Here is a 23404-nt window from a genome sequence, read left to right as displayed (position 1 = left end):
TTTCCGGTGCAACGGTTGGGACGACGGGTTGCTGGGCGTGCCGTGAGGTCTTTGGCCTCGTGATACCGGCACGCGCGGCTTTTTCTGCGGGGATTACTTTGGCTGACGCGAGCGGATGAACGACGCGAAAATCTTCTCCATGACGGTCAGCCGGTTGTCGCGATGCAGCGGCTGCGGCGGCGCGAAATTCATCAGGCGCACGACCCAGTCTTCGGGCTTGTCGCCAACGTCGAGCGCGTTGATGCATGCCGGTGTCTGCGCCAGTTGACCGATGAACAGGCGGCCCAGCGGATGCATGGCATGCGAGAGAATTGCGCGGTTCACGCCACCGTGCAGCACGAGCAGCACGGTGTCCCACGACTTGTCTTCACGCAACTCTGCCAGTGGCGGTACCACGCGGTCGAGCAGTTCTCGCACCGATTCGCCATTCATGAAGCGCGTGTCTTCGGCCACCAGACCGTCGAATGCGCCGAGGAAGGCTTGTGCGATCTCACTCGGCGGCAGATCGGACAAGCTGCCCGAGCGAATCTCCTGCCAGCACGTCCACGTCTCGATCTCGACTTGCTGCCCGGTTTCAGCAAGCACACGTTGCGCGGTCTCACGCGTGCGCGGCAGACCGCTGACGATCACGCGATCGAAGCGGATGTTCTCCGCTGCAAAAGCGCGCCCGGCGGCGCTCGCTTGTGCGCGACCGTTCTCGTTGAGGGCAACGGTGTCGGCGTCGATAGGCTTGCCGCTATCGTCGAAATACGTCACATCGCCGTGGCGCATCAAGTAGATGCGGCGGCGTTGTGGCGGGGTGAATTCCAGCGGACCCGTGTCGGCCCCAAGACGTCCAATCGTGCTCATGCGTGATCTCTCCGAAGCGCTCTGCAAGACAGTGACCGACAGTCTATCGGTAAGTTGCAGGGCGCTTCTCGAGAAACGACGTGATGCCTTCCAGCCCGTCGGCATGATGCAGCGACGCGACGAAGTTATCGCGCTCCGCGCCAAGCTGCGAGGTGAGCGTCTCGCTCGCGCCGCTGTCGATGAGCGACTTGATGCGGCCCACGGCATTGGGCGAAAGCTGGGCCAGATCCGTCGCCCAGTTGAGCGCTTCGGCGCGCGCCTGACCCGGCGCGACCACGCGATTCACCAGGCCGGCCGCGGCCAGTCGCGAGGCGGCGACGGGCTTGCCTTCGAGCAGAATCTCGGTGGCCAGCGGGCGGGGCAGGGCTTGCGAGAGGAACCACGAGCCGCCGCCGTCCGGCGTGAGCCCGACCTTGACGTACGCCATGACGAACTTGGCGTTGTCGGCAGCGACGAGCAGATCACAGGCCAGCGCCAGCGAGAAGCCAGCACCGGCGGCTGCACCTTCCACGGCCGCAATGATCGGCTTCGGACACGAGCGCAGGGCCTCGATCCATTCGGCCAGCGCGTCGATGCTCGCGGCCTGCACCGAGGGGTCTTTCTGACGATTTTCCAGCAGGCGGTTCAGATTGCCGCCGGCACAGAAAAAGTTGTCGGCACCGGTGAGCACGACCGCGCGAATCGACGGATCGCGCTCGGCGGTGGTGAGGGCTTCGACGCCCGCAGCGTACATATCCGGGTGCAGCGCATTGCGGGCGCCCGGGTTGGACAACGTAAGAACCAACGTCTGGTCGACGCGTTCGGCAAGCAGTTCGGCGCTCATGGGCAGGGCCTCCGGATCACTGTTCTTCGGTGAGCAGCGACACGCCGAGTTGCGCGCGACGCGTGAGCCACGGCGACGGGCGATAACGCGGGTCGCCGTAGAACGATTGCAGGTTGCGCAACACGGTGAGCAACTGACGTGCGCCGACGGCGTCGCCGAGGGCCAGCGGACCCTTGGCGTAGCCGAGGCCGAGCGTGACCGCGCGGTCGATGTCGCCCGGCGCTGCGATGCGTTGCTGGGCGATGTCGGCACCGATATTCACGATGGTCGCGATCACCCGTTGGGCGACGAAGCCCGCCGAGTCGCGGATGACGGTCACCGGCGTGCCGCCTTGGGCGAACAACGCATGGGCGGCGTCGCGTGCGTCGTGCGTGGTCACGGGGGTGGTCATCAGCGTGTGACGCTTGGCGCCGGCCAGCGGCAGCAACGTGTCGACGGCGACGGTGCGCGTGGCATCGAGCCCTTGTTCGACGGCACAGGTCGTTGCATCCAGACCGAGCGGCGTAACGATGATCAGTGCGTTGTCCGATGGCTTGTCGTCGCTTTCGATGGTCACGCCGGTGGCACCCAGCAGCTCTACGACAGCGGCAAATCCGCGCGTGTCGGCGCGGCTGATCCACACGCTGGCCGGCAGCGCGCTCGGGGCGGGCGCTTCGGCCGGCACTTGCTGCTTGCCGTCGACATAGCGATAGAAGCCTTCGCCGACCTTGCGGCCGAGCAGGCCGCCGGCAAAGCGCACGGCGGTGATCGGCGACGGGCGGAAGCGCGCCTCTTCGTAGAACTGGTGGTAAATCGACTCCATCACCGGGTGCGAGACGTCGAGCGCGGTGAGGTCGAGCAATTCGAACGTGCCGAGACGGAAGCCTGCCTGCTCGCGCAGGATGCGGTCGATGTCGGCAAAGCTCGCGATGCCTTCGCTGGCCACGCGCAGGCCTTCGGTGTTCATGCCACGGCCGGCGTGGTTGACGATGAAACCCGGCATGTCCTTGCAACGCACGGCCGTGTGGCCCATGCGCTGGCCCAGTGTGAGCAGGGCATCGCCCACTTCGGGGGCGGTGCGCAGGCCGTCGATGACTTCGACCACCTTCATCAGCGGCACCGGGTTGAAGAAGTGATAACCCGCCACGCGCTCGGGGCGCTCGCACGCGGCAGCAATGGCGGTGATCGACAGCGACGACGTGTTGGACGCGAGAATCGCGTCGGCGGCCACGATGCCCTCCAGCGCGCGGAACAGGTCGCGCTTGATTTCCAGCTTCTCGATGATGGCTTCGACGACGAGGTCGCAATCGGCCAGATCCTCCAGTGCGGCACAGGCCTGCAAGCGGCCCATCGTCGCGTCGACGGCGGCTGCGTCGATCTTCCCCTTGGCTGCCAGCTTGTCGAGCGTCTCGCGCAGGGTGTCCAGCGCGGCCTGTACGGCCTTCGCATTGGTGTCGTACAGCTTGACGCGCAAACCGGCCTGCGCGGCGATCTGGGCGATGCCACGGCCCATGGCGCCGGCACCGACGATACCCAGCGTATCGATGGATTTGGCGAGCGCGTTCGCCGTGTCCGGGGAAGAGGATGCAGTCATTCGGAATGTCTCGAGATAGGTGTTGTTGTCAGGGCGCGGACGTCGCTCGCCATTCTATCGTCCGACCGGTCGGTCGGGAAATGAATTTCCTTTCGTATGGCCGGACGATGCAAACCGATGCCCTTATCGCGTTGCCGCTATTGTCGCCTATCTCGCGTTGACTGCCAGCGCTTGTTCCGCCCAGCGGTCGTCCGCCGGCGGGCAACGGCCCGGTGCAGGTGTCACGCCGCAACGGGTTCATCGATCAAAGCCGAATTTCAATCGACTTTCAAAATTCAATCAAATGAATGGGGTTGTGCCGAGGGGGTTGATCAAAGTGGTATTTCCCTCCGTTTGCGGGTGATTTCTCCCGTTGTGGTTGTGACTATTCACTGTGCGACGAGCGTGAGTCGGGTTGGTCTTATTTCTGTGAGAGATTGCCAATGGCTTGCTGGGTGGGTTGTTGATTTTTAATTTCGAAGATTCATTTTTGGAGAAATATGATGTCAAAATTTAATCAATACAGTGGCGAGAAGGTTGCGGGTCTTATTAAAGAGTTTGCAAATTCGGCTAAATATTCTTCTTTCATGACTGCCGATTACACGAAACTCATCGATGAGCTTGATGCGGGGACGAGAGCCAAGCTTGGTGACGCATTCACCGGATTGAATGATCTCGCTAAGGATCAACCAAAGATCAGTCTATTTTTTGTAAGATTCAAAGCCGTTTCCAATTTGATGAAAAACTTGGAGTCTTATGTCGCTGAAATGGCGCAAGGCGACGTGCCGCCGCCTGAGGAAAAACGACTTATCGCTGACATCAACGTCGATCTGAAGCACTTTTCGCCGGGCCAAACGCTGGGTGAGGGGATATTCAATTTGCGCGACGATCACGGCACGGAGGTGAGCGAGACCTACACCGGCCGGTGGACCGATAAGGGGCCGACGGTGGGCGTTGTCGGGATGTACTTCCGGGATGGGAAATTCGAAAAGGAAGCCCGCATCGACAATGCCGTGCGAGAGTCGAGAGAAGACGTCACTCGAGAGCTTTTAGAGAAATTGGGAATCGCCACCGATTGGACGCCGACTCATAGGTCGTACGATTTTCCGATGGCGTCGTTCGGCGACGCGCATTCGCGGGTGGCAGGCAGCGAACAGGTGACGTCCACGGCACCGCATCACCTGACGGGCGCCGCCAAGTTGGCGTATCTGGCGCAATCGGTCATTGCGCTGCGCGCGAACGATATTGGCATCGTTGACCCGGCGGCGTTGGCGGCCTATCCGCCATCGGGACCGGTACTCCTGGCGGCATCGCACTAACGCGTCAGGTTCGTCTCCATTCCCGGTCCTGCCGGGACATGGCGCGGGGGCAGGGCAGAGCGGCTGTGACGCGCTCCATCCTGCCCCCGTTACTTTTGCAAATTGCCTTGCAATCCAAAGCGAGCCAAAGCGAGCCAAAGCGAGCCTGTCTCGACGATTCGGACATGGCCTGAGATGGCAAGCGGGGCTCAATGGACGGCGCTGACCGGGCCGATCCGGGGCGGCGCTTCGCGATAACGCCATGCCTTTGCCGCGATCACCGCCACCGACAGCGCGCAGAAGATCAGGCCGCAGCCAATGACGCCCGCGATGCCGAGATGATCGATGAACACGCCCCCGAGCGCTGAGCCGAGCACCACGCCGCCGTTCGCCGCCGAGACGAACAGGCTTGTGCCGAACTCGGGCGCTTCTGCGGTCTCCGACGTGAGCCACATCTGTGAGACGAGTAACCCGCTCGTGTGCGCGGCGCCCCACAGCACGGCAATGACCGCCATGCTGAGCACGTTGGCGCTGCCGCCGAAGTAAAGCACCAGATACGCGGCGCCCAGCGCCACCGGATGCAGCAACGTCGTTTTCACCAGATGCCGCGCCAGCAGACGCCCGGCGAACAGGTTGCCGAGCACGCCGCCGACGCCGAAGATCACGAGAATCAGGCTGATCGTCGTGGCGTCCATGCCGGTTTCGCGTTTCAGGTATTCGGCGGCGTAGCTGTACACGGAGAACATGGCCGTGAAGATCGTGACAGTCGCTGCCATCGTCAGCCAGAGCGCCGGTTTGCGCAGCACCGAGAGTTGATGGCCGAAGCTCATCGCTACCGGCTTGCCCTGCGACGGCAGCATCATCCACAGCCCCACGCCGGACAACCCGGTGAGCGCGGTGCAGAACAGGAACGAGGCCTCATACGAGACGTGATCGGCCACCCACGTGGTGGCAGGCACGCCGAGCACGAGCCCCATCGAGGTGCCCACGAACGCGAGCGCCAGCGCATGGGCACGTTGTTCCTTCGGGTACAGGGAAGCAGCCGCCGTGAAAGCGGCCGACAAAAACACCGGATGCAGCAGGGCCGGTACGACACGCAACGCCATCAGACTCGGGAAGTTCGGCGCGTACGCGGCCAGCGCGCTGCACACCGCGAAGCCGAATAGCGAGACGACCAGTACCTTCTTGCGGTCGTAACGCGAGGAGATCAGCACGAGTACCGGGCCGAGCGTGGCGACCACGAGGGCGAACACGGCCATCAGCCAGCCCGCTTGCGAGACGGTGATGCCGAAGCGATCGACGATCATCGGCAGAATGCCGACCACGCCGAACTCGAGGGTGTAGAGCCCGAACAGGCCGAGCATGATGGCGGGCATGGCCGCGGCCGATCTGACGAGGGCCGTCATGCGCTCGCTCCGGTGCGTGACGTTGCGGTGGCGGTTCTCAGGCACGGGCGAGGGGTCATGACGGCGTCACCTCCACGACGACCTTGCCGAACGCACCGCGTTGCAGATGCGCGAACGCCTGCGGGACCTGCGAGAACGGATACACCGCATCGATCACCGGCTTGATGCCCAGCAGATCGACGGCGCGCACGAGGTCTTCCAGCGCACGGCGCGGCCCCACGGCGATACCGACAATCGAGGCACGGCTGGCCAGCAGCGCCAGAATCGGCAGGCTGATGCGGTCGGCGTCCAGCAGACCGATCACGGAGATGCGTCCGCCTTGCTTGACCGCCTGAAGCGAGCGCTCGATGTTCTCGCCGCCGGTCATCTCCAGAATGTGATCGGCGCCGCGCCCGCCGGTCAGATCGAGCACTGCGTTCTGCCAGTCGGGCGTGGTGTGGCGATTGATGCCATGGGTGGCCCCCAGCGCCAGTGCCCCGGCGATTTTCTCGTCGCTGCCGCTCGTCACGATGACGCGGGCCCCATGGGCGGCAGCCAACTGCACGGCGAACAGCGAGACGCCGCCGGTACCTTGCACCACGACGGTTTGCCCCGCGTGCAGATGACCCAGTTCGATCAGCGCCATCCACGCGGTGAGGGCCGCCACGGGCAGCGTGCTGGCTTCGGCAGCGCTCAGGGTACTCGGCGCCAGCACGCAGCCGTCGGCGGGCGTGGCGACGTATTGGGCGAGCATGCCGGGCAGCGGGCCGCCACGCGTGGGCGCGTCGGTCCACGAACGCGGGGCACCGTCGACCCAGCCGGGCATGTAGGTCGCGATTACGCGCTCGCCTGCCGCGAAACGGGTGACGCCGTCACCGACGGCCACGACCCGGCCGGCCATGTCGGACGCGGGTGTGAACGGAAAACTCAGGGCGTTGCCCATGCCCGACTCCGCCACTTCCGCGTCGCGATAGTTAAGCGAGACGGCTTCGACTTCGATGACGACCTCCCCCGGCAGGGGCGAGGGCAGCGCGATGTCTTGCAAAGCCAGCTTGTCGAGGCCGAGTGACGGGATTTCCCAGCGTTGGAACGTACGATTCATGGGGCACCTGCGAATGTCTGGCATTCGTGAAAGAGAAGAGCCTCGATCGTAGGGACGCCCGCATTGCAGAGTAAGTGGGGTAGAGTTCGTGTCTATACGGAGTAAATGCTCCGTAATTCGGAAGAAGCAGAAAACGTTGGCGCGAGGGCTCGGATGGAAAGCACTGCGGTGAATGTGTTCGTGCAGGTGGCCGAGACGGGCAGCTTCGTGGCCGCCGGGCGGCTGCTGGGCATTTCGGCGTCGGCGGTCGGCAAGCGGGTCAGTGCGCTCGAAGATCAACTTGGCGTGCGGCTGTTCCATCGCAGCACCCGCAGCCTGACGTTGACGGCAGAGGGCGGGATGTTTCTCGCGCGGGGGCGGCGCATTCTGGCCGAACTCGAAGCGGCGCAGGCCGAGTTGTCGCAGGTCAATCTGAGCCCGCGCGGCCGGCTGCGGCTGAGTGTGCCGCTGGTGGGCGAGCCGTTTCTGAGCGTGATGGGGCAGTTCAAGCTGGCGTATCCCGACGTCGATCTCGAACTCGAATTCACCGATCGCCGCGTCGACATCATCGAAGAAGGCTTCGATGCGGTGATCCGCAGTGGCGACGCCCCGGATTCGCGGCTGACGGCGCGACGCTTCGGTGCCCTGACCATGCTGCTGGTAGGGGCGCCGGACTACCTCGCACGACGTGGCACACCGCGCACGGCCGGTGATCTCGCGCAGCACGCGTGCATTCAGTTTCGCTACCCGAACACGGGCAAGCTTCAGGTCTGGCCGCTCGGCGAAGACCGCAAGGCGGAGGCGGATGGCGAGAGTGGCGAGGCAGCAGGCTTCCCGTTATCGACGTCCGTCGTGTGCAACAACCTCGAAGCGCGCATCGCTTTTGCGTTGCAGGGCGTGGGGATCGCGTACCTGCCCGATTTCTCGATTCGCGGGTATCTGCGCACCGGCCAGTTGGTGCAGGTGTTGCCACATTGCACGGAGACCGGCATCCCGTTTCACATCATGTGGCCATCGGGCGGACAGGTGCCCGCGAAGCTGCGTGTGTTCATCGACTTCATGCGTGAGCGGGTTTTTCCGGAACAGGCGACCTGACACCATCGCCGCGATTTTCGAGACGTTCTACCCGTGATTGCGGTCGCAAATTCGTCGTCAACCGCCGAGGCAGGCCTTACACTGCCCTACGGAGAAAACACCATGGGAGACATCATGTTGAAGTTGTACGGATTTCCGATCAGCAATTACTACAACAAGGTCAAGGTCGTGCTGTACGAGAAGGGCGTGGCCTTCGAAGAGTCAGAATCCATTCCGAGTCAGGACGAGCCACTGCTGCAATGCTCGCCGCTGGGCAAGGTGCCGTATCTGCAAACCGAGCGCGGCTATCTCGCCGAGTCGCAGGTGATCTGCGATTACCTCGAAGTCACGCACCCGACGCCCGCGCTGTTTTCCAAGGATGTTTGGCAGCAAGCCAAGGAGCGCGAGCTGATCACGATGCTCGAGCTGCATCTCGAGTTGGTGGCGCGTGAGGTCTACGGGCAGGCGTTCTTTGGCGGTACCGCGTCGGAAGGCACGCGTGCACGCACCGAAAAGCTGCTCCGCCGCAACATCATCGCGTTCAAGCGGATTGCGAAGTTCGCGCCGTATGTCGCCGGTGAACAGTTCACGATGGCCGACGTCGCTGCCGGTATTCACCTGCCGATCATCGGTATGGCAACGCAGGCCGTGTTCGGCGAAGACTTCCTGCAAGCCGCGGGTGTCGACTGGAAGGCGTACGGCAAAGTGCTCGCCGAGCGCGAATCGTTCCAGCGCACGCGCGCCGAGATGAAGGCTTATCAGCAGGCGCAGCAAGCGAAGAAGTCCGAGGCGTAATTCGGCGAGGCGGTGCAAGACCGCCCGGCGTCAGATCTTCGCCAGACGTGCGAGCGCTTCGCGCAGCGTGTCGTCGCGTTTGGCGAAGCAGAAGCGCACCACGCCCGACTCATGCGGCGCGTGATAGAACGCCGACACAGGAATGGCGGCGACGCCGATTTCGCCCGTGAGCCACAGCGCGAAGTCGGCTTCGCTCATGTCGCTGATCGCGCTGTAGTCCACGCACTGGAAGTACGTGCCTTCACACGGCAGCAGTTTGAAACGCGTGTTGGCGAGGCCGTCGCGGAACAGGTCGCGCTTCTTCTGATAGAAGCCTGCCAGTTCGACGTACGGCGCCGGATCGCGCATGTAGTCGGCAAGGCCGACCTGCATGGGCGTGTTCACCGTGAACACGTTGAACTGGTGCACCTTGCGAAATTCGGCCATGAGCGGGGCGGGCGCGGCGACGAAGCCGACCTTCCAGCCCGTGACGTGGTACGTCTTGCCGAAGCTCGACACGATGAAGCTGCGGCGAGCCAATTCAGGGTGCCGCGCCACGCTCTCGTGGCGCTTGCCGTCGTACACCATGTGCTCGTAGACCTCGTCCGAGAGCAGCAGCACATCGGTGCCGGCCACGATCTCGGCGAGCTTCACCAGATCTTGTTCGTGCCACACCGTGCCGCTCGGGTTGTGCGGCGTGTTGAACAGGATCAGGCGCGTGCGCGGCGTGATGGCTGCGGCGAGCTTGTCGAACGGGATGCGGAATTCGGGGGCTTCGAGCGTGATGAACACCGGCTTGCCGCCCGCCAGTTCGATGGACGGCACATAGCTGTCGTACGTCGGCTCGAACACGATGACTTCATCGCCGGGATGCACGGTCGCCAGAATCGTCGTGAGCAGTGCCTGCGTGGCACCCGCCGTCACGGTGATCTCCGTATTCCAGTCGTAATGCTGGCCATACAACTGGCCGATCTTCGCGGCGATCGCCTGACGCAGCGCGGGCACACCGGCCATCGGCGGGTACTGGTTGTGACCGTCGCGCATGGCGCGCGAGACGGCGTCGACGATCTTCGGATCGCACTCGAAATCGGGGAAGCCCTGACCGAGGTTCACCGCCTGCTTCTCGGCAGCCAGTGCCGACATCACGGTGAAGATGGTGGTGCCGACGTTCGGCAGGCGGGAGATGAGAGCCGGTGCGGCCAGCGGGGCCGGGGCAGCAGAAGCGGTGTGGGGCGCGTTCATTGAGGCAGGGCGAAATGCGGGTCGGGTTGGACGATGGCGCTCATTTTACCGCCGACACGCGCCGCGTGCCGGTGGCGGGAGGACCAGACGGGATCAGACAAGATCAGGCAGGATCAACGTCCGGCCATGAGCAGCGAGACGAACGCGCTGGCCGTCACGATCCGGAAGCCGAACTGGCGGGCCACGCGGCTGCGCAACTTCAGCACGGCTTTGTCCTTGCTCACCAGCCAGTGCGCCTGACCGTCGCGGGCGGCTTCGAGAAACTTCTGATCGTCGCGGTCGCGGCACAGCGGCAATTGCGCAGGCGGCGGGGCGTCCTCGGGCACGACGATGCGCTGCGTGTGGCTGTCGACCCACGCCAGCGCGGCGTCGTTATCCACGGCGCGCGAGACGAATTGCGGGTAAGTGAGCACGACGGCCAGTTCATCGCGGCAGCGTTGCGCCATGAGCGCGGTCAGCTTGTGATCGAGGAGGGCGTCGCGCACGGGGCGCGCCACCGGATCGTCGAACACGAGCAGGTCGATCCAGACATTGGTGTCGAACACCACGCGCGGCGGCGTAGCGAGCGTATCGAGATGTTCGGCAAAGGCCCGTTCGGCGGGCGAGGCAACAGCGTTTTGAAGCATTGGATAGAATGACGGTTTTCGTTTTCGCAGGAACGCTGCACCCCCTATGATAATTGTTCTCTCGCCGGCCAAATCGCTCGACTACGAAACACCCCCGCACGTGAGCACGCACACCGTGCCGCAATTCGTCGACGAGGCCGCCGAACTGATCGACGGCCTGCGCGCCCTGAGCCCGGCGCAGGTCGGCTCGCTGATGAGCATCTCCGACCAGCTCGCCGCGCTGAACGCCACGCGCTACGCCGACTGGACGCCCCGTTTCGATACCTCGAATGCCAAGCAGGCCGTGCTCGCTTTCAACGGCGACGTCTACGAAGGCCTGTCCGCCCGTACCCTGAGCGCGCCGCAACTCGAATTTGCACAGCGCCATCTGCGCATTCTCTCGGGTCTGTACGGTGTGCTGCGTCCGCTCGATCTGCTGCAACCGTACCGGCTGGAGATGGGCACGCGCTTTGCCAACAAGCGTGGCCGCGACCTGTATGCCTTCTGGGGCGAGCGCGTGACGGACACGATCAATACGTCGCTCACCGAACACCCGGAAACGCGCCGCGTGCTGGTGAATCTGGCTTCGGAAGAGTATTTCCGCGTGATCAAGCGCCGGCTGGTGGCTGCGCCGGTCATCACGCCGGTGTTCGAAGACTGGAAGGGCGGGAAGTACAAGATCATCAGCTTCTACGCCAAGCGGGCACGCGGGTTGATGGCGCGTTACGCCATCGAGCAGGGCGTGACCGATGTGCAGCAACTCAAGGCCTTCGACAGCGAGGGCTACGCCTTCGACGACAGCGTGTCGAACGACGCGCTGTGGGTGTTCCGCCGTCGCGTGGCCTGACCCGCACTTACCTTTAGCCCCGGGCCGTGTCCCGGGGTTTTTCATTGCAGCCAGCGAGGCGAGTCATGACCGTATTCATCAGCAGCACGTTCGATAGCGGCGCCATCCACGTGGTGAGCGCCGAGCGCGCCGACGACATTCACGTGCGCATTCCGCAGGACAACGCGGCCGAGTTCTCGCAGTGGTTTCATTTTCGCGTGCAGGGTGTGGCGGGTACGCCGTGCCGGATCGTCTTCGACAACGCGAGCGAAACGTCGTATCCGCGCGGCTGGCAGGACTATCGCGCGGTGGCGTCGTATGACCGCGTGACGTGGTTTCGCGTGCCGACCACGTATGACGGCCGCACGATGACCGTGTCGTTCACGCCGTCGCACGACAGCGTTTATCTGGCGTACTTCGAGCCGTACGCCGAGGAGCGCCATCTGGCGTTGCTGGGCACGGCGCAAAACTCGCCGCTCGTGCGTTCGCGCTCGCTGGGGGCCACCCTCGACGGCCGCGACATGACGTTGCTGACTATCGGCGAAGTCGGCGACGGCAAGCGCCATATCTGGATCATCGCGCGTCAGCATCCGGGCGAGACGATGGCAGAGTGGTTCGTGGAAGGGCTGATGCGCCGCTTGCTGGGGGCAGGCGACTGGGCAGGCGATCCGCTCGCGAAGGCGCTGCTGGCGGAGGCCGTCTTCCATATCGTGCCGAACATGAATCCCGATGGGTCGGCGCGTGGCAATCTGCGCACCAATGCCGCCGGCGCGAACCTGAATCGCGAATGGCTCGAACCCGATCTGACGCGCAGCCCGGAGGTGTTTCACGTGCGTGCCGCCATCGAGGCGACGGGCTGCGACATGTTCTTCGACATTCACGGCGACGAAGCGCTGCCGTACGTGTTCGTCGCGGGCAACGAGGGCGTGGAAGGCGCGAGCGAGGCGATGCTGGCCCGTGAGCGCGCTTACATCGAGCGTTTCAAGGCCGCGAGTCTCGATTTTCAGGACAAGTTCGGCTACCCGCCGGGCAAGCACGCGGCGGAATCGCTCAAGCTGGCTTCGAAGTGGATCGCACGCCGCTTCGACTGCCTGTCGCTGACGCTGGAGATGCCGTTCAAGGACAACGCCAACCGCCCCGATGCCAACGTCGGCTGGAGCGGCGCGCGCAGTGCGGCACTGGGCGCGTCGATGCTTGCGGCTATCGAGTCGCAGATGCAGGCCGACAAGGCCCAGACGGTTTGATCTGACGACGATGCCGTCACACCGCAATGGCGTGACGGCATCGGTTGCCATCAGTTCGTCGTCTTCTTCTTGGCCGTCGTCGTGCTCTTCTTGGCGGTACCTGACTTTGCCGTCGACTTCGCCGTCGATTTGGTCCCCGACGACTTGGCCGCAGTACTCTTCTTGCCGCTCGACTTACCGGTGGCATGTGCCGCATTGCCTCGCGTGCCGCGCGTATTGCGTGCGGCGCGTTTGACCGGTTGTTCGACCTGCGGCAGCGGCGACGTGTAGTCGAAGCCCATCATGCGGCCATCGGCATAACCACAACGGATGTGGATGTTGTCCGTCTGGCCGTTCGTGCGCTTGCCCACGCCATCGAGCTGCACCATCTGCGTCACATCCACGCGTTGCTTGCGATCATCGAACGGGCCGTTCCACGGCTCGACTTTCGCATGCGCCGGATCGAGCGCCGTGTCGCCATAGTCGACACTCTCGTAACCGGGCAACGTCGCGACGACAAAACTCGCGTGAGCAGCGCAATCGGCCACCAGCGGGTCGGCATGACGGGTGTTGATGAATTGCTCGACCAGCGCACGGTGCTGTTCGAGCGTAAAGGCTTGTGCCGGTGCCGGCAGGGCCGACAGACACAGCGGCGCAGCCATGGCTGCGAGACCGGCGACCTGGCGCACGGCTCGCATGACCACGCCTGCGGCGCGTTGAAGAAATCGATTCGACATTGCTAGATGTATTCTCGGGGGCGTTCGGGCGGAACCTGACGACATGCCACTCACCGGCACATGGACGCACAACGCTGCGGAGCAATGCGACTGCGCGATGACTCATTCAGTGAGTTCTGCACGCGCGACGCTCGTGAAAGGGCTTAGCCGCTATTTGAAAGACAACGGCGAAAGCGAGTTCAATCTTAACCGAAAAAAAGTCGCCGACGCCCTTCAGGCGGGGCACGCCCGCGTGTTTCGCCGAAGCTTGAAAGTTACGGCGCGCTACAATGCTCGCCATCTTGTCCGTGTTTCGCGCGATTGCACGCGCTGCCAATGGTGGGTAAGTGCTGCGGTCATGCCGAGAAATATCGGCGATGGTTTTTCGCAAAGGACCGCGATTGTGGCATCGATGTACGCCGCGCAATCGCTTGAATACCGGCGGTTTTTCCGCGTTCGTTTCGTTTTACGCAGATGTTTTCCGCTCGTTTTTCTTTCTGCTCTTCGTCGCATGTTTGCTAATTCCCGCACCGTCGCCAGCGCGCAGCCCGGCCCGCATGACAAGCTCGCCGAACTCGTCGCGCGACACCGTGACGCCACGTTTCGCAAGCCGCTCGCGGCCTATAGCGCAGCCGCTTTCGACACGGCGATTGCCGTCTGGCGCTCGGTGGGTTCGCCGCCGCTCATCATCGATGCGGGCTGTGGTGTCGGCGAAAGTACGCTGCACCTCGCGACACAGTTTCCCGATCATTTCGTCATCGGCATCGATCAATCGGAGAGCCGCATCGTGCGCGGCAAAGATTGGTGGGGTGAGGTCTGGCCCGAGAATTTCGTGTGGGTGCGCGCCGATCTCGTCGACTTCTGGCGGCAGTTGCTCGCTGCCGATATTCGGCCGGCGCGTCATTACATCCTGTATCCCAACCCTTGGCCGAAGATCGGACAACTCTCGCGTCGCTGGCAGGGCCATGCCGTGTTCCCGACGATCGTTGCACTCGGTGGTGTGCTGGAGTGCCGCAGCAATTGGGATGTGTACGTCGAAGAGTTTGCGCTGGCCGTCGAGCGGCTCTCGGGCGTGAAGCCGGCGGTGGAAGTCTGGAACCCCGAGACACCCGTCACACCGTTCGAGCGTAAATATCTGGCGTCCGGGCATGCGCTGCATCGTTGCGTGGCAACGCTGCCGGGCGAGTCACCGACGGGACAAGTGACGCTGTAGGAAGACAGGGGCCGCGTGAGTTGGCCGCTGTAATGACAAAGGCCATGCGTGATGAGCGCATGGCCTTTGTTTTGCCGTCGAGGTTGTGCGCACGTGGCGCACATTGGCTTTAGTGGAAGTGCGGGCGGCTCGGTTCGGCGTCTTCCGGCATTTCGGCGTGAACGACTTCGCCAACCGGGTCCGGATACAGCGGCACGCCGCAATCGTCGCAATACTCGGGGTCGAAGCGTCCCGGATGCTTGCGAATTTCCGTCACGCCGCAGGCTTTCAACAGGTCGGTGACTTCGTCGAGTGTGCCGCCTTCGACTTCGCCGTTTTCACGGCCGTACAACGGCCACACGACGCCATAGATCACGTCGTTGCTGCCGCGTTGCGTGAAGCCAATGCGGTACTCGTCGATGTTCTGTTCGCCGAAGCCCGCAACCACGGCACGCAACTCGGTCGGCGTGAGCGTGAGCACGTCTTCGAGGTAGCGCAGGGCCGTGCGAATCGTGTGCGGACGAATGCGTTCGTCAGCCTCGCGGCAACTGGCGTAGTACGCGTCCGGCAGCAGGCATTCGATCTCGCAGCCCGGCAGCAGCGCGTTCAGATTCGGGCCGCCTTGTGCGGTCCACGCTTCCTGACATTGACCGCGCTCGGCGTGACGGGCGTCCTCTTCCTGCCAGCGGAACATCGGGGCGCCCTTGGCCACCACGACAGCGGCGAGCAGGAAACGCGGGTCGGCGAGAATCGGGGCCGTCTCCGGCAGATCGTTGCCGGGATGCTTCACCTCTGCGTTGTCGACGGCAGCACGCACGAGTTGCTGCGTGACCTTCCACGACTCGCAGTGCGTGCGCGGCAGTTGGTCGATGCTGTAGAGATACGGAGAGATCGATACGCGGGCTGCGTCGGCCAGCACGTGGGCGTGCAGATGCGCGCGAATCGGCATCAGGGCGTCGTCCTTCACCGGGCCCGAGGGAATCGCGTAGCGCGTCCACGCGAGAATCGGGATGGCGATCAGCAGACCGTCCCAGTCCTTGCCGTCGGCTTCCGGTTCGGCCGATTCGCTTTGCGATTCGATCAGATCGGCGAGCGCGCCGTAGGCCTCGCTGTGATTGGCTTGCAGGTGGTCGAGCGCAGCATCGATGGCGGGTTGGTTGCCGGTGCGCAGCACGCGTGTGAGCAGCGTGTCGAGTTGGGCTTCCCAAAAGCGGTCTTCGATACGGCTGCCTGAGGCAGCCAGCGCAAGCGCGTGGCCGACCAGCTTTTCAGCGTCGGGGGTCAGTCTTTTGGCGGTGCGTGGGCGCATAGTCGTGCAAGGCAGAAACACATGAACTCACGATTGTACGGCATGCGGCAACGCGATTGAGGGGACGGTTACCGGCAAGGTAAGGTATTCGCGTGAATACGGGGCACTTCGCAGTGCCCGCAGGCGACATCTTCGGCGGGTGAGGGGGAGCCCGGCGCACCCGCCGGCGTCAGTGGTCAGAAGTCAAAAGCAAGATTGGCCGGGGCGGAAAGTCGCGTGCGGGCCGTGGCGGCGCTGCGTTTTGTGCCGGTTGCGGCGTCGACGGCCGCCAGCGCGGCACCTTCCAGCGAGAGCAGCGCAAGTTTGCGCTCCACACCGCTGGCGTAGCCCGTGAGCGTGCCGTCCGCGCCGATCACCCGATGACACGGCACGATGATCGTTATCGGATTCCGGCCATTGGCCGCACCGACCGCGCGCGATTTGTTGGCGTCGCCGAGGGCGTGAGCGAGATCGCCATAGCTGCGGGTCTCGCCGAAAGGAATGCTGCACAACTGCGCCCAGACCTGTTGCTGAAACGGCGTGCCTTCGGGGGCCAGTGCCAACGTGAACGCGCGGCGTCCTTCGTGAAAGTACTCGCCGAGTTGGCGCTTGGTGTCATTCAACACGGCAACGTCAGCACCGTCGCGGCGCTGCGCGTCGTCGTCCGGGCAATACTTCTGACGAGAGAAATAGACCCCGGTGAGGGCGTCGCCATTCGAGACGAGCAGCATCTCGCCGAGTGGGCTGTCGTATATGGCTTCATACAGGTTTTTGGCGGGGGCTTTAAAGCGCGTCATACACAAATCTCCTGCAATGTGACGACCGGCAACCCTGCCGGTCCTTGTGCCGCGGCACGCCAGACATGCAGCGCCGCGTAAGCCCGCCACGGGGCCCACTGCGCCGTGCGTTCGGCGACTGCGCGCCCATCCGGCACCCCCAAGGCCTGACGCAACACCAGATCGTCGACCGGGATGGCATCGGGCGAGCCGAGAGCACGCATCGCGATGTACTGCGCCGTCCAGGGCCCGATGCCCTTGATGGCCAGCAGCGCCTTCACCGTGGCTTCTAGCGGCGCCAGCGGGTCCAGACGAAGCCCGCCATCGACGATGGCTTGCGCGACCCCGTGAATTGCGGCGATACGACTGCGAATGATACCGGCTTCGCCGAGCGAGTCGACGGGGACCGCGAGCATTTGTGCGGCACTCGGAAACGTGTGCGTCAAGCCGTCGACGGGGGTGGCCAGCGGTGTGCCGAAGCGTTGTGCCAGCCGTCCCAGCAGGCGCCGCGCGCCTTTGACCGTGATCTGCTGGCCGACGATGGCACGCACGGCGATTTCGAAGCCATCGACCGCGCCGGGCACCCGAAGCCCGGGTGTCGAGAGGGCGAGGGCGCCGAGATGCGCGTCGATGATGTCGGGGCGGGCGCCGAGATCGAAGAGATGACGGAGCTTGCCGAGCACTTGCGGCACGCATCCGGCGAGGGACGGGGGCAACGTCACCTGAAGGGCGTGGCGATCGGGCAGCGGGGTGATCTGGCACCAGCCGACGAGTGTTTGTCCGTCTTCGCGTTCGATGCGCAGCGTGCGCGTGTAGGAATTGCCGTCGGTATGTTCCACACCTTCGATGGCGCGATTCCCGAGAAAATCGAGCAGCGCGTCCCACGCGAACGGCGGTCGGTAGGCGAGTTGAAAGACGAGATCGCCCTCAGGAATCGCGGCGTGACGGGCGGTCTGGCGCAGACGCCCGGGAGCAAAGCCATAGCGCGTCTTGAACAGGCCGTTAAAGCGCCTCACGCTGCCGAAGCCGGACGCGAGGGCCACTTCCGTGACGGGGAGCGCGGTATCGGTCAGCAGCCGCTTGGCGAGCAGCAGGCGCTGCGTCTGGGCGTATTCGACCGGGGAGACCCCGAATTCGTCGGCAAAGATGCGGCGCAGGTGGCGTTCAGTAATGCCGATGCGGGCGGCGAGGGCGGGCAGGTCGGCCCGATTGAGGAAGCCTTCGTCGATCATGGCGGCGGCCGCGTCGGCCAGTTCGCGGGTGGCGTCGAAGCGGGCGACGCCGGGCGCGAGCTCCGGCCGGCATTTCAGGCAGGGCCGGAAGCCGGCTTTTTCCGCACCGGCGGCGCTGCCGTAGAACGAGCAGTTCTCGAAGCGCGGCGTGCGAACGTTGCACACCGGGCGGCAGTAAATGCCGGTCGAGGACACGCCGACAAAGAACCAGCCGTCGAAGCGGCGATCGCGGGCGGAGACGGCTTTGTAGCAGACTTCGGGATCAAGCGTCATGATGGGGCGCCCCGGCGGGGCTACGAGAGTATGGGTGTCACTCTACGCGCGAGGCGGGGGCGGTGCTAGTCATTTTCGGACATGACAAGGGGCGAGCCCGTAAACGACAAAACCCGGCCGAAGCCGGGTTTCATCGGAAGACGGGAAACGCCGAAGCGTCACCCGTCAGCCCGCGTGTGGCAAGTCGTCGTAACGGCTTAGGCAGCCACTTAAGCCGCTGCGAGCAACTGACGCAGCACGAACGGCAGGATACCGCCGTGCTTGTAGTAATCCACTTCGATCGGCGTGTCGATACGCAGCAGGACTTGCACCTTTTGCGTTTCGCCGTTCTTGCGATGGATCACCAGCGTGACGTCCTGTTGCGGCTTGATATCGGCCGTCAGACCTTCGATATCGAACGTTTCTTCGCCCGTGATGCCGAGCGATTGCACGCTGTCCGAGCCCTTGAATTGCAGGGGCAGGACGCCCATGCCGACCAGGTTCGAGCGGTGGATACGCTCGAACGAGCGCGTGATCACAGCCTTCACGCCGAGCAGTTGCGTGCCCTTGGCTGCCCAGTCACGCGACGAGCCCGTGCCGTACTCTTCGCCGCCGAACACGACCGTCGGAGTGCCTTCGTCGACATACTTCATCGCGGCGTCGTAAATCGACAGTTGTTCGCCGCTCGGCTGGTGAATCGTCAGGCCGCCTTCGACGCGCGAACCGTCTTCCTTGGCCGGAATCATCAGGTTCTTGATACGCACGTTGGCGAACGTGCCGCGCATCATCACTTCGTGGTTGCCGCGGCGCGAACCGTAGCTGTTGAAGTCGGCCTTCAGCACGCCGTTCTCCAGCAGCCACTTGCCGGCCGGCGACGTTTCCTTGATCGAACCTGCCGGGCTGATGTGGTCGGTCGTGACCGAGTCACCAAACACGCCCAGGGCGCGCGCACCGTTCACCGGCTTGATGTCGGTGTTCGGGTCCATGGCGAAACCGTCGAAGAACGGCGGCTCAGCAATGTACGTCGAGGTCGGCCAGTTGTAGACCTCGCCCTTCGAACCCCTGATCTTCGCCCACAGCGGGCTCGGCGTCTTCACCGAGTCGTAGTTCGTCTTGAACACCTTCGCGTTCATCGCGAACTTCATCAGCTTGTGGATTTCGTCGCTGGTCGGCCAGATGTCGCCCAGGAAAATCTCCTTACCGCCCTTGCCCTTGCCGACCGGCTCGGTCATCAGGTCGCGCGTCACGTTGCCGGCGATCGCGTAAGCGACGACCAGCGGCGGCGAGGCCAGGAAGTTGGCACGGATGTTCGGGTGGATACGTGCTTCGAAGTTACGGTTACCCGACAACACGGCCGAGGCGACCATGTCGTTCTTGGTGATCGTTTCGTTCAGTTCCGCCGTCAGATCGCCGGCGTTGCCGATACAGGTCGTGCAGCCATAAGCCGTCACGCCGAAGCCCAGCTTCTCGAGGTACGGCAGCAGGCCGGCCGCTTCGAGGTACTCGGTCACCACACGGCTTCCCGGGGCGAGCGACGTCTTGATGTGCGGGGCGACCTTCAGGCCGGCTTCCACCGCCTTCTTGGCCAGCAGGCCGGCGGCGAGCAGCACGCTCGGGTTCGACGTGTTCGTGCACGACGTGATGGCAGCAATCAGCACATCGCCGTTCTTCACGTCGATGCCGCTGGCCGTCTGGTACGTCGTTTCGAGTTGTTCCGTCGTCTTGTTGAAGCCGTTTTCTGCGGTCGGCTTCGTGAACAGATCGGCGAACGTCGACTTCACGTGACCGATTTCGATACGGTCTTGCGGACGCTTCGGGCCTGCCAGCGACGGGGCCACCGAGCCCAGATCCAGCTTGACCGTCTTCGTGTAGTCGATTTCGTTCGACTTCGGAATACCGAACAGCTTCTGAGCCTTGAAGTACGACGCGAACGCATCGATCTCGGCCTTCGTGCGGCCCGTGCCTTCGAAGTAGTCGATGGTCTTTTCGTCGACCGGGAAGAAGCCCATCGTGGCGCCGTATTCCGGGGCCATGTTGGCGATCGTTGCGCGGTCCGGCAGCGCCAGGCTGGCCGTGCCTTCGCCGAAGAATTCGACGAACTTGCCGACGACCTTCTCGCGACGCAGCATTTCAGTGATCGTGAGCACCAGGTCGGTAGCCGTCACGCCTTCGCGCAAGCGGCCCGTCAGTTCCACACCGACGACGTCTGGCGTCAGGAAGTACACCGGCTGGCCGAGCATGCCGGCTTCGGCTTCGATACCGCCCACGCCCCAGCCCACTACGCCAATGCCGTTGATCATGGTCGTGTGGCTATCGGTACCGACCAGGGTATCCGGATAGAACACGTTGTCTTTCTTGTGCACGCCACGTGCCAGGTACTCCAGGTTCACCTGGTGCACGATGCCGTAGCCCGGCTGCACGACGCCGAACGTGTCGAACGCCTGCATGCCCCACTTCATGAACTGGTAGCGCTCGTTGTTGCGCTGGAATTCCAGTTTCATGTTCAGGTCGAGCGCTTTCTTCTCGCGGAAGTGATCGATCTGAACCGAGTGATCGACCACGAGATCCACCGGCACCAGCGGCTCGATGCGCTTCGGGTTCTTGCCCTGACGCTCAGCGACGTTACGCATGGCGGCCAGGTCGGCCAGCAGCGGCACGCCCGTAAAGTCTTGCAGCACGACGCGCGCCACGACGAACGGGATTTCGTCGATGCGGTCGGCGTTCGGCTTCCAGTTGGCGAGCTGCTTGACGTGCTCTTCGGTCACTTTCTTGCCGTCGCAATTGCGCAGCACGGACTCGAGCACGATACGGATCGACACCGGCAGGCGTTCGACATTCACTCCCAGGGCTTTGCCCAGTTGGGGCAGCGAGTAGAACTTGCCTTTCTTGTCGCCGCCGAGTTTGAACTCTTTAAGCGTTTTGTGGAGGTTGTGGGCCATGATCTTTCCTTGAGTGATACAGAAAAACGAAGCGGTGTTGAGGCTTTTTAGTGGGGGCCGGCGTCAAGCGGGCACAGGGGAGTGTGCCCGCTGGCACGCCGGTACAGCGTGATTACGGTTGACAGGAAAGTGGCTGGTGCTGCATGCGTCTCTCGTGGCCGGAGACGTCTTACTTCAGCAGTTCCACCGACTGGGTCGGGGCCAGCTTGTTCTGATCGGACATCGCTTGCGTCATGCACTCGTCGGCCAGACGGCTGCCGCCTTCGCGGTGCGTGAAGAGCATCGCCTTGGTCGGGATCACGATCAGATCCAGGCCGCTGGCGGCGTCGAAGAAGCGGTCAGCGCCCGTCGTCGTCACCTGACGCGGCAGCTTGTAATTCCGGCCTTCCCAGAACATCGTCAGAATCTGGTCGCGCTTCATGTCGCCCTTGATGTACAGCTTGTTGTTCTCTTTGCAGCTCCAGAGTTCCGAGCCTTCGTCCGGTTGTGCCGGGGCGGCAGCCACTGCGGCTTTCTTCTTTGCCGGTGCCTTCTTCTTCGGCGCCGCTTTCTTGGTCGTCGTGGTGGACGCGTCGGCGGCAAACGCAGCCGGCACCATGGCAGCGGAACACAGGGCGACCAGTGCGGTCAGGCAAAGCTTCTTCATGGTGAGTCTCCAGTCGGTAAGAAAACGAAAGCGCAGATTATCGTACGAAGTTCGCGTAGTTCGTCGTCACCATACAAATTTTTTCATTTCCGGACGGGCAAGCGCAGCGGGCGGCGGCGGTACGAACCGGCGTCGCTGATGAATATGTTGCAGTGCGGGGTTGGGTGTCGCGTCTGACTCGGCTGCGACGGGCAGAGGATGCTTGGCGAAACGAACGCGGGGCGGGCAGGGCGGACGTGGAAGGCAGTGAATCCGGTAAAGCCGGTGAATCCGTTGCTGTCATCGGCACGCCGGCGCCCGGGGTTGGGTGCGGCGGGCTTGCGGCGGCATTGAGGATTTGCATTCGCTTGGCCAAAAATTCGCTCTCAGAGTCGCTATCTTATGCGCCAATCGAGGGCGCGTGGAGATACGCGAAACTTTGTGACTGCGGTTTTGCTTGTCGGTTCAAGACAATCCCTCGACCAGAGGGGGCAGCACCGGCATGGGGGTAAGCCGCCGGCGCTGTTTCGGCCCCTCGCGATGCTTGTGACATCGCAGGGGGCCGAGGTCTCCGAGGGGATTAGCCCAGCAGATGTGCGACGCCTGCACGCTCTTCTTCGAGTTCCTTGAGCGTGAAGTTCATCTTTTCGCGCGAGTAGGCATCGATCTCGAGGCCTTCCACACGCTTGTACTTGCCATTTTCGCAGGTGACCGGCACGCCGTAGATGACGTCTTCCGGAATACCGTACGAGCCGTCCGACGGGATACCCATCGTGACCCACTTGCCGTTCGTGCCGAGCACCCAGTCATGGATGTGGTCGATGGCAGCGTTGGCAGCCGAAGCAGCCGACGACAGACCACGGGCTTCGATGATGGCCGCGCCGCGCTTGCCGACGGTCGGCAGGAACACGTCGTTGTTCCACACGTCGTCGTTGATCAGGGCCTTCACGTTCTGGCCGTCGATCGTGGCGAAGCGGTAGTCGGCGTACATCGTCGGCGAGTGGTTGCCCCACACGGCCAGCTTTTCGATGCTGGCGACCGGCTTGCCGGTCTTGGCGGCGATTTGCGACAGGGCACGGTTGTGGTCCAGGCGCAGCATCGCGGTGAAGTTTTCCTTCGGCAGGTTCGGGGCCGACTTCATGGCGATGTAGGCATTCGTGTTGGCCGGGTTGCCGACCACGAGGACCTTGACGTCGCGCTTGGCGACTTCGTCCAGGGCCTTGCCTTGCACCGTGAAGATGGCGCCGTTGGCTTCGAGCAGGTCCTTGCGTTCCATGCCCTTCGAGCGCGGACGGGCACCGACCAGCAGTGCGACGTCAGCATCCTTGAAGGCGACCTTCGGGTCGTCGGTCACCACCACGCCGGCGAGCAGCGGGAATGCGCAGTCTTCGAGCTCCATCACGACGCCCTTGACGGCGGCTTGAGCTTGCGGGAGGTCGAGCAGTTGCAGGATGACGGGCTGATCCTTGCCGAGCATGTCGCCATTGGCGATGCGGAACAGCAGGGAGTAGCCGATTTGACCAGCGGCGCCGGTGACGGCGACACGCATTGCGGGTTTTGCCATGAGAATCTCTCCAGACGTGTACAAATTCCTGCGAAGCTCAAGATAAGCTCGCCGTCCGGGTGGCTTTTTTGCCAGGCTGACAGCGCCG

Annotated in this window: 20 protein-coding genes; 6 read left to right on the top strand and 14 right to left on the bottom strand. The window is 63.5% G+C overall.

Going from position 1 to position 23404, the window contains the following annotated elements:
- Nucleotides 1-93 precede the first annotated feature (93 nt).
- The 3 genes from CDV46_RS12905 to CDV46_RS12895 form a co-directional block, all read right to left on the bottom strand.
- Nucleotides 94-810 carry a histidine phosphatase family protein gene (locus tag CDV46_RS12905; protein WP_170935996.1) on the bottom strand — a complete coding sequence of 239 codons (717 nt, stop codon included), beginning with the start codon at nt 808-810 and terminating at the stop codon, nt 94-96.
- An 82-nt stretch (nt 811-892) separates the two neighbouring features.
- The gene (locus CDV46_RS12900) at nt 893-1672 is read right to left on the bottom strand and encodes an oxepin-CoA hydrolase, alternative type (protein WP_087688179.1); all 780 of its coding nucleotides are present in this window, start codon (nt 1670-1672) and stop codon (nt 893-895) included.
- Nucleotides 1673-1688: 16 nt separating this feature from the next.
- Nucleotides 1689-3245 carry a 3-hydroxyacyl-CoA dehydrogenase gene (locus CDV46_RS12895; protein WP_087722891.1) on the bottom strand — a complete coding sequence of 519 codons (1557 nt, stop codon included), beginning with the start codon at nt 3243-3245 and terminating at the stop codon, nt 1689-1691.
- A gap of 482 nt (nt 3246-3727) precedes the next feature.
- On the opposite strand from CDV46_RS12895, the gene CDV46_RS12890 reads away from it, so the two are divergent.
- Nucleotides 3728-4543 (top strand): hypothetical protein, encoded by an 816-nt coding sequence (locus tag CDV46_RS12890; RefSeq protein ID WP_087722889.1) that lies wholly within the window; start codon nt 3728-3730, stop codon nt 4541-4543.
- 188 nt (nt 4544-4731) lie between these two features.
- Here the strand turns inward: CDV46_RS12890 and CDV46_RS12885 are convergent, their stop codons facing one another.
- Nucleotides 4732-5928, bottom strand: coding sequence for an MFS transporter (locus CDV46_RS12885; protein ID WP_217896737.1), 1197 nt, complete (start codon nt 5926-5928; stop codon nt 4732-4734).
- A 55-nt stretch (nt 5929-5983) separates the two neighbouring features.
- The gene (locus CDV46_RS12880) at nt 5984-7009 is read right to left on the bottom strand and encodes a zinc-dependent alcohol dehydrogenase family protein (RefSeq protein WP_087722887.1); all 1026 of its coding nucleotides are present in this window, start codon (nt 7007-7009) and stop codon (nt 5984-5986) included.
- A gap of 153 nt (nt 7010-7162) precedes the next feature.
- Between CDV46_RS12880 and CDV46_RS12875 the strand changes: the two genes are divergently transcribed.
- Both CDV46_RS12875 and CDV46_RS12870 read left to right on the top strand, forming a co-directional pair.
- Entirely contained in the window at nt 7163-8083 is a 921-nt protein-coding gene (locus CDV46_RS12875) for a LysR family transcriptional regulator (RefSeq protein ID WP_087722885.1), read from the top strand.
- Nucleotides 8084-8197: 114 nt separating this feature from the next.
- Complete coding sequence (locus CDV46_RS12870; protein WP_087688727.1) at nt 8198-8857, top strand: glutathione S-transferase family protein; 660 nt, start codon at nt 8198-8200, stop codon at nt 8855-8857.
- A gap of 30 nt (nt 8858-8887) precedes the next feature.
- Here CDV46_RS12870 and CDV46_RS12865 read toward each other — a convergent pair whose 3' ends face one another.
- A complete protein-coding gene (locus CDV46_RS12865; protein ID WP_087722883.1) occupies nt 8888-10078 on the bottom strand; it encodes a pyridoxal phosphate-dependent aminotransferase in 1191 nt (396 codons plus the stop codon).
- Between the two features lie 113 nt (nt 10079-10191).
- On the bottom strand, nt 10192-10704 hold the full coding sequence (locus CDV46_RS12860) for a putative toxin-antitoxin system toxin component, PIN family (RefSeq protein ID WP_087688173.1): 513 nt from the start codon (nt 10702-10704) through the stop codon (nt 10192-10194).
- A 46-nt stretch (nt 10705-10750) separates the two neighbouring features.
- On the opposite strand from CDV46_RS12860, the gene yaaA reads away from it, so the two are divergent.
- Together yaaA and CDV46_RS12850 are read left to right on the top strand one after the other, a co-directional pair.
- Complete coding sequence (gene yaaA, locus CDV46_RS12855; RefSeq protein WP_058379341.1) at nt 10751-11530, top strand: peroxide stress protein YaaA; 780 nt, start codon at nt 10751-10753, stop codon at nt 11528-11530.
- A gap of 65 nt (nt 11531-11595) precedes the next feature.
- Complete coding sequence (locus CDV46_RS12850) at nt 11596-12753, top strand: M14 family metallopeptidase (RefSeq protein WP_087722881.1); 1158 nt, start codon at nt 11596-11598, stop codon at nt 12751-12753.
- Nucleotides 12754-12803: 50 nt separating this feature from the next.
- Here the strand turns inward: CDV46_RS12850 and CDV46_RS12845 are convergent, their stop codons facing one another.
- A complete protein-coding gene (locus tag CDV46_RS12845; protein ID WP_140413354.1) occupies nt 12804-13430 on the bottom strand; it encodes a BspC domain-containing protein in 627 nt (208 codons plus the stop codon).
- 529 nt (nt 13431-13959) lie between these two features.
- Here CDV46_RS12845 and trmB point away from each other — a divergent pair.
- Nucleotides 13960-14661: a tRNA (guanine(46)-N(7))-methyltransferase TrmB gene (trmB, locus tag CDV46_RS12840; protein ID WP_087722879.1), complete on the top strand. Its 702-nt coding sequence runs from the start codon at nt 13960-13962 to the stop codon at nt 14659-14661.
- Between the two features lie 109 nt (nt 14662-14770).
- Here the strand turns inward: trmB and CDV46_RS12835 are convergent, their stop codons facing one another.
- The 6 genes from CDV46_RS12835 to CDV46_RS12810 all read right to left on the bottom strand — a co-directional run bounded on the left by CDV46_RS12835 (nt 14771) and on the right by CDV46_RS12810 (nt 23316).
- Nucleotides 14771-15949: a DUF2863 family protein gene (locus tag CDV46_RS12835; RefSeq protein ID WP_058379337.1), complete on the bottom strand. Its 1179-nt coding sequence runs from the start codon at nt 15947-15949 to the stop codon at nt 14771-14773.
- 176 nt (nt 15950-16125) lie between these two features.
- Nucleotides 16126-16725 carry a methylated-DNA--[protein]-cysteine S-methyltransferase gene (locus CDV46_RS12830; protein WP_087722877.1) on the bottom strand — a complete coding sequence of 200 codons (600 nt, stop codon included), beginning with the start codon at nt 16723-16725 and terminating at the stop codon, nt 16126-16128.
- Nucleotides 16722-18209, bottom strand: coding sequence for a DNA-3-methyladenine glycosylase 2 family protein (locus CDV46_RS12825; RefSeq protein ID WP_087722875.1), 1488 nt, complete (start codon nt 18207-18209; stop codon nt 16722-16724). Before CDV46_RS12825 ends, CDV46_RS12830 begins: the two co-directional genes overlap by 4 nt.
- A gap of 209 nt (nt 18210-18418) precedes the next feature.
- Nucleotides 18419-21127: an aconitate hydratase AcnA gene (acnA, locus tag CDV46_RS12820; protein ID WP_087722873.1), complete on the bottom strand. Its 2709-nt coding sequence runs from the start codon at nt 21125-21127 to the stop codon at nt 18419-18421.
- A 169-nt stretch (nt 21128-21296) separates the two neighbouring features.
- Complete coding sequence (locus tag CDV46_RS12815) at nt 21297-21773, bottom strand: hypothetical protein (RefSeq protein WP_058379333.1); 477 nt, start codon at nt 21771-21773, stop codon at nt 21297-21299.
- Between the two features lie 559 nt (nt 21774-22332).
- A complete protein-coding gene (locus CDV46_RS12810) occupies nt 22333-23316 on the bottom strand; it encodes a malate dehydrogenase (protein WP_058379332.1) in 984 nt (327 codons plus the stop codon).
- Nucleotides 23317-23404 lie beyond the last annotated feature (88 nt).

It is taken from the genome of Pandoraea sp. PE-S2T-3 (assembly GCF_002179965.1).
Taxonomy (GTDB): Bacteria; Pseudomonadota; Gammaproteobacteria; order Burkholderiales; family Burkholderiaceae; genus Pandoraea.
The sequence above is the reverse complement of the archived record's forward strand: the minus strand, read 5'-3'. Positions and strand labels throughout refer to the sequence as shown.